Genomic DNA, 1,429 nt, shown 5'->3' on the forward strand with positions numbered 1-1,429 from the left:
GTCCATACAAGTTCCCGGATGGTGACGCCGGCCTTCTTCGCGGCCTCTTTGGCGGCGGCGGCTCGTTTGGTCGTGTCCTTGACCGATTGCAGACCCTTATCGGTGAAGCTCATCAAGCCAACGTAGGTGACCATGTCATCTCCTTCAGGTTCGACATAGGCGGCCGATGCCATCAACATTGAACGACGCGGCCGCCTGCCGTCGTTCGATGCCGCGGTGATGCTACGCGCTTCCGAGGCAATGGCAAGATGGTGGATCGCGCTCGTGACAGCGATGCCACGTGCTCGCTGGGGCTACGGCTTCGGAGAGCTTCGATTACGAGGGGCTACGATTTCGGACGCATGTCGAGCCTGCATGCGGTTACGCTGTGGGACTCACCACCACAGGAGACTGGCATGACGCTCGATGAATACACTGAAGCTGCAAAGGCTATCTATACAGAGCAGCAGAATCTCGCCCAGTCGATCTCGCAGCTCGCGCTCTCGGCCAAAGCATCGCCGACCGACCCGGAGTTCTTAGCGCTGATGACGAGGCAGGCGGGGCTGGTGCAGCAAGTGGCCAAGCTCAACACGGAGCTGATGCTCGGCATCATGACGCCGAAATAATAGGATGCAGGCTGATTCCGACGGAGATGGGCGTCGCCTTCAATCGAGTCCCGATTCCTCGCAAGCGCGACCCTCGAACGCCCTCGTAGATGCGACGACCCCAATTGCGGCAGCAAGACCCACCAAAAATGAGCTTTCCGCCGGAATGGGGGCTGATTATTGAAGTCCTAACTGACGGGACCTACAAGCAAAGAGACATCGTGGTCCGGGCACATAGGCATAGCGACAGATACCGGACCCGATCCGACAGTGACCTCCTCAACCGGGGGCGCAGCCGCACCGTTCGGGCGAGTGGTTCGGCTTGCCGTAGCGACCAGCTCAACGCGTCGACGACAGATTAGCACCGACAATTGAACGCACTGGTTTCGATCGGAACTCGACAACTCGGGCCATTTTCGCGGCGCGCCAGGACGCTCAGGGCCTGTTTCGCGCGCGCAGACTCAGCTTGAAGCTGAAGATGGACAGATTACTGGGCAACCGCAGTGCGGGGCGTCTCCCCTCCCCGTTGGTGCTTAGCACCTCCACCGTGGCGGTGAACTTTTAGCCGAAAATCCACAATCGAATTTTTTAGCAAATCCGACCCCCTTCCCTCTGGAGAGAAATCCACAACCTTTGCAAACCCAGGGGTCGCGTAAGTTTCCTAAGGTTGTGGATATTTTTGACTATTGATATTTTCGTAAATCATGACAACCGCTGAGCGCGCCGAGCGTTATGCCTCCAGGAATAATGCTGGAGGATATTGGCATGGTGCAAAAGCGATTGAGCGAGGCGGCGAAGAAGCGATTGCGGGCGGGGCGAATGCTGCTGGCCGGCAAGAGTTGCGC

The 1,429-nt window shown here is 58.2% G+C and carries 1 protein-coding gene; it reads left to right on the forward strand.

Translation table 11 applies throughout. The features are described from left to right. The first annotated feature begins 395 nt into the window (after positions 1–395). Positions 396–605 (forward strand): hypothetical protein, encoded by a 210-nt coding sequence (locus AC1DY5_RS55510; RefSeq protein ID WP_478122682.1) that lies wholly within the window; start codon positions 396–398, stop codon positions 603–605. Positions 606–1,429: the final 824 nt, after the last annotated feature.

This window comes from Variovorax sp. P4_D9, from assembly GCF_056401695.1.